This window comes from Draconibacterium sp., from assembly GCF_041583095.1.
Lineage (GTDB): Bacteria > Bacteroidota > Bacteroidia > Bacteroidales > Prolixibacteraceae > Draconibacterium.
Genome location: NZ_JBFHGM010000335.1, coordinates 1 through 5,060 on the forward strand (window position 1 = coordinate 1; position 5,060 = coordinate 5,060).

Annotated in this window: 4 protein-coding genes; all 4 read right to left on the reverse strand. The window is 40.5% G+C overall.

The window, feature by feature from the left end:
• Window positions 1-583: 583 nt before the first annotated feature.
• Window positions 584-1,771, reverse strand: coding sequence for a DUF6340 family protein (locus ABZB17_RS20420; RefSeq protein ID WP_372653111.1), 1,188 nt, complete (start codon window positions 1,769-1,771; stop codon window positions 584-586).
• Between the two features lie 3 nt (window positions 1,772-1,774).
• On the reverse strand, window positions 1,775-2,794 hold the full coding sequence (locus tag ABZB17_RS20425; protein ID WP_372653113.1) for a DUF6340 family protein: 1,020 nt from the start codon (window positions 2,792-2,794) through the stop codon (window positions 1,775-1,777).
• On the reverse strand, window positions 2,791-3,843 hold the full coding sequence (locus ABZB17_RS20430; RefSeq protein WP_372653116.1) for a DUF6340 family protein: 1,053 nt from the start codon (window positions 3,841-3,843) through the stop codon (window positions 2,791-2,793). The genes ABZB17_RS20425 and ABZB17_RS20430 overlap by 4 nt, the downstream gene beginning before the upstream one ends.
• A gap of 17 nt (window positions 3,844-3,860) precedes the next feature.
• A partial coding sequence (locus ABZB17_RS20435) for a hypothetical protein (protein ID WP_372653119.1) occupies window positions 3,861-5,060 on the reverse strand: 1,200 nt, incomplete at its 5' end.

Sequence of the window (5,060 nt, forward strand, 5' to 3'; positions counted from 1 at the left end):
GATTAAAATGTTAAAAAGCTAAATTCCTTTTTTAAAACATAAGTTTGAATTTGGAACTTTGCACCTAAAAGTTCTAATTTTAAAACTACAATATTTTCATGTTGTGATTTTTGGTTAAATATGGAGGGAGACAGTGGTTTCCCTCTTTTCTTTTAACATGCTTCCATGTACATTATCTCCGGCCACGTAAGTTCCAATTCTCAGGGCAAACGAAGACGGGCCATGCAATTGTTGGCCAACAATTGTATGAAAATCGGAATGGTGCATTAATAATGCGGTGTTAATTTTAGGAAATGGTATATTTTGCTAAAATATACAAACGAATATTTAATGAAAAGTTACATTTTCCTAAATTGTCGACTGCTATATTTAATAAAACTTCCCTTTTTGCTAAAATTTAGAAGTTGATATTTTAGCAAAAGGTACATTCTCCTAAAATATTTAAGTTGACATTTAATCAAAATGTACATTTTCCTAAAAAATTGAAATTGATATTTAATGAAAGTGTACTTTTTCCTAAAAAGTACAACGCTTATACAGGCAAAAAGTAAAATGCTGGTTGTGTATAAGCGACACCCGGGCGCTACCGGCCAAACTGTAGCTCAAGAAGTTTCATATCGGCTTGCCGGGTACTCAGCAGCCTGATGTATTGCATACAATTTTCGGCATGAAGTTCATTCTTTGGCCCCAGAGTATGATACGATTTAACCACCCAGCCCATAGCCGTCTCAAGGTCGCCTTCCATTTCACAAGCCAAACCAAGATTATACATACATTTTGCAACAATTTTCTGGTTCTCGTTTTCAAGCTGTTTGCGCCACAATTCGGCCACATCCAACCACTGGGCATTCTGAATAAGCTCATCGGCTTGTTGCAGTTCCACATGCCCCGAGGAGTAGTACATTCGCTGAACCTGCACCCAGTGAGGGACAATTGATATCGCAAAATTTTCAGCTGATATTTCGGCTGCATTGTATATGGCATCGGTTCGCGGAGGTAAAACGTCATCCGCGTTCTTAATGCCCGGGGAGTACTCCATCCACTTCACCGTGTCGAGTTTCGAATAGGCCAACAAATATTTCATGTCAATAAGGTCATAAAAGCTCCATTGTGTCCAGTTGATCACCTGTTTGCTGCCAAGTTCAAGCTGGCGATGGTAGTAGCGTCCATCGCTGGCTCCAAAATAATCGAGCGAAAGTAAAAGGTCGGCTCCAGTATTTTCATGAATATCCTGAAGTTGCCCGGGAGTGTATAACCCGAATTGCGGATGCAAAATGAGCGAATCGCTTTTGGGATGAACCGATGATGAATTGGCCTGCAGAAAATAGCCTGAATTAAACACATTGATTTGTTCCGGCGTCATGCTTATATGAGTTGTCGAATCTTCCCTGAAATAGGGCTCATAATCAATTTTATCAACAACTCTTGTGGTGGAATAATTGCGCTCGTTTATAATAATTAAAGTGTCAAAAAAGGCCTGTTTGTTAAGCTCCGTAATAAAATGATGGAAAAAGATATGCGAGGCGATACTGTCGGAGTTTTCGTTTTCTGTTTTTTGCGTTCCAAATTCTTCGTACTGGTTTAAATACTTGTTTGGCGAGCAGTTAACGTTATTGTATTGAACGGCGATATTTCTGAATTTCGGCGCGATAGTCATTGTTGATGGTTCAACAATTTCTATATCAATGGTTTTTGTATTGTATAGCGTATTACAACTTGCTAAAACAAAAAGTGTTAAAACGCCCAACAAAAAAACAGCGCGGTTCTTCATTTGCTATTGGTTTAAACGCAAGATATCTTTTTTTCTTTTAGCAAGTAACTGTTGGTATTTGAAAATCATTTTCAGATCATCCTTGCTGTTGTAGGCGGTGGCAATTTGTAAGGCTGCATTTAACCATTTTTCGGCCGTTTCAAAATCGTCTTTCATTTCGTAACCCAGTGCCAGATTGTATCGTGCGTTAATGGCCATTTTGCCGTTACTGTCGTCGGCATAGCGTTTCCAAAGCATAATGGCATTGTCCCAATCGCCTTTTTGTACGTATTCGTCGGCCATGGCAAAATCAGGAAGTGGCGGAACAGAATACATCCTGTTCACATTTTCCCACGAGGCAAAAAAGCGTTTTGAATAATTTTCGCCAACCATTTGCGAAGCAATCTTCAACGCAGTGATACGCGGTGGCAACTTGGCTTTCCGGTTATAATTCCCGTTTGCATCGTAACCGTTCCAAAAAATGGTGTCGATCATTGTTTTGCGCTCAATCAGTCGCTGCTCAAAAGGACTGTAAACCGCCCAAACAGCGGCGGTAATCACTTCGTTCGATTTTGTTGGCATTTCGGCCGTTGTTGAATATTCGGAGTAAAAACTGGAATAGGTTTCCAGCGAAATTACCAGGTCGGTACTGGTTTTTGTGGCCAGTTGCTGAACCATTTCCATATTTAACGCCGGAAGTTTGTCGCCGATATGTGGCTCGAAAAGTTCGGGGAATATTCTTATTTCCTTAAAAGCATTTTTCTCCTTCAAATTTTTTGCCAGTTCGCTCATGCTTAAATTTACCAAAATACTGTCGAGATTTTTCGGATCGTTTTTAGCTTTTTTCAGGCGGAAATCGTCCTGGAAATAGTGAATTAGCGTGTCGCTGCTGTATTTAAAATTCCGGTAAACTATAGCTACATTTTCGGCATTGGCCGGATAAAGAATTTCACCGGGTTTATAAATTTCAATGGGGTAATCCTTGTAAACCGTGCATGAAACGGTGCTTAGTAATAGTATAGTCCATAAGATCAATCGGTTCATTTTGAGTTGTTTTTCGGTTGTTTTTTCTTGCTTTTAAGCAATTCTAGGTACTGATAAGTGATGGGGTGGTAGGCTGTATTATACGATTCGAGGGCGTACTGAATGGCACAGTCGATATCTCCCTGTATTTCGCAGGCGGTAGCGAGATTAAATAATGCTTTGCTTTTTTCGCTTTTCGATCCCGATTCGCTGACAATTTTTTGCCATGCTTCAATGGCTGTTGCCCAATCTCCGCTATCGGTGAGTATGGCTGTTTCTTTTAATGTTGTACTTCCTTTGTCGAATATTACCCGGTATTCACTTTGCCAGCGGGTACTTATTGTTTCCGAAAAATCAAGTGCCACGGCAATTCCTGCTTCTGTGAGTGCCTGTTTTACCGGCGTAAAATCCGCAAACAGATTTCTTATGCTCAGTGCATAATTTTCCCAAAGCAGGGTGTCCTGAAATACTTCGCGTGCCAGAATTTTTTCCTGCTGCGGATCGTAAATGCGAAACAGGGCATCGTAAACAACCACCATTTTGGCACCAACGGCCGTTCTGAAAAATCCTTCATTCGGATCGAAAACTGATTCTTCAGTAAGGACTGTGGCTACGTGTGTTTTAAACAGATCCATCGACAGAACAGCATCGGTTTGGTAAAGGTCGCAAAGTTCCTTCGCCTCCTGCCAGCTCATCGAACTGGAGAAGAATGCATTTTTTTCGGCGTTCAGAAAACGGTCTTCGGGAATTACATAATCAAACCTTCCGGATTCGAAAAGCAATTCGCCCAAGGCCTTTAACGATGTGTCAACTGCCGTGAGATCGTATATGGTAGTATCTAGTTTAAAATCCTTTTGATAAAATAATTTTTGCATCGAATCGGCAGGCAAATCGTTGTATTTCACATCAACAGTGCGGTTAACCAAAAGCAGACTCTGTATATCCTGCGAAATTTCGTTTTTTGGTTTTTGCGGAAACTCAACCATAATCCGCTTTGTTGGGCTACAAGCATACGACAAAATAACAAGGCTAACAAGTAGTATGTAATTTGTTTGTTTGAAAATGTTCATCGTAAAATGAATGTTGTTTAGTAAATTCCCCAGTACTTTCTCAAAAACCATTCCGTACTTAACAGCACTAGCAAAACAACAAATAACCAACGAAGGTTTATGAGTTGATTTACCATCTCCTGAAAGTATGTTGTTGCTTTTAATTTACTGGTTTGTTGCAATTCGTTAACCAAATTGCTGGTTTGCGATGACGGGTAGAATTTTCCACCGCTTAAGTTCGCCATTTGGTATAACAGGGTGTGGTTGGCTTGCGTAATAATATTCTCAACATTAACCGGAACCACGGTAAAACTGCCAGTTTCGGTAAAGGTTTCGTTACCAATACTTACTTCGGCAGTAAACGAATAATCGCCCAGTGGCAAATGCCCCGCATTGAGGTAATAATTTTTATCCTGCACATCGAAAGTCAGGTTGTATTCCTCGTCGTTTTTGTTTTGCAATTTAATAGTTACTTCTTCCGAACCAATTCGTTCAAAAGCATCGTTATATACTTCGGCTGTTAAAACCACGTCATTTACTTCGGTGTAAACCGGGGAGAATTCAACAATAAAGTTATCCTCGTTTTCGCGCAAAGCAAGGTATTGCACCAGCTGATTGATCAATTCGTTAAAATGGGTATGTTCCTGGTTTTGGTAATAATCGAACAGCCGCCAGCGCCAAATTCCTTCGCCGAAAATATAACCTCGTTTCCTGCCTTCCAGTTTTCCGGTGGCGATTAGTGGTTTACCGGTTGTAATACCTTTAAGTTTTTGATACAACAGTGGCGAGAATTCCGGATTCAACTCGTAATTGGCAAACGGAACCTGCACTGGAGGAAATTGTGGAATAATTTCAATCAGCTCTTCTGACAGATTAAACGTTGCATAATTCGAATTAAAAACCGGTTGGGCTTCTTCTCCGCTTCCGGCCAGTGGTTCAATGCTTGCTCCCTGGCTTAAAATATTCAGCTGCGGCAGAAATGTTTGGTTTCCCACGATAAAAAGAATCGGCAAACGGTTGTCATCTGCTTTTTCCATCACTTCGGCCATCGACTTCCCGGTACTTGGCAGCTGGTTTAAAATAAGCAGGTTGTAATCGCTCAGATCATTGGGGTAAGGTTCGTCGGTAAATACCGAAACCTCGTATGTTTTTTGCTGATCGAGTGTATTTTTTATAACACCAACATCAGGGTGTGAGCCATTGGAAATGATCAGTACTTTTTGTTTGTTCTCCAGCAC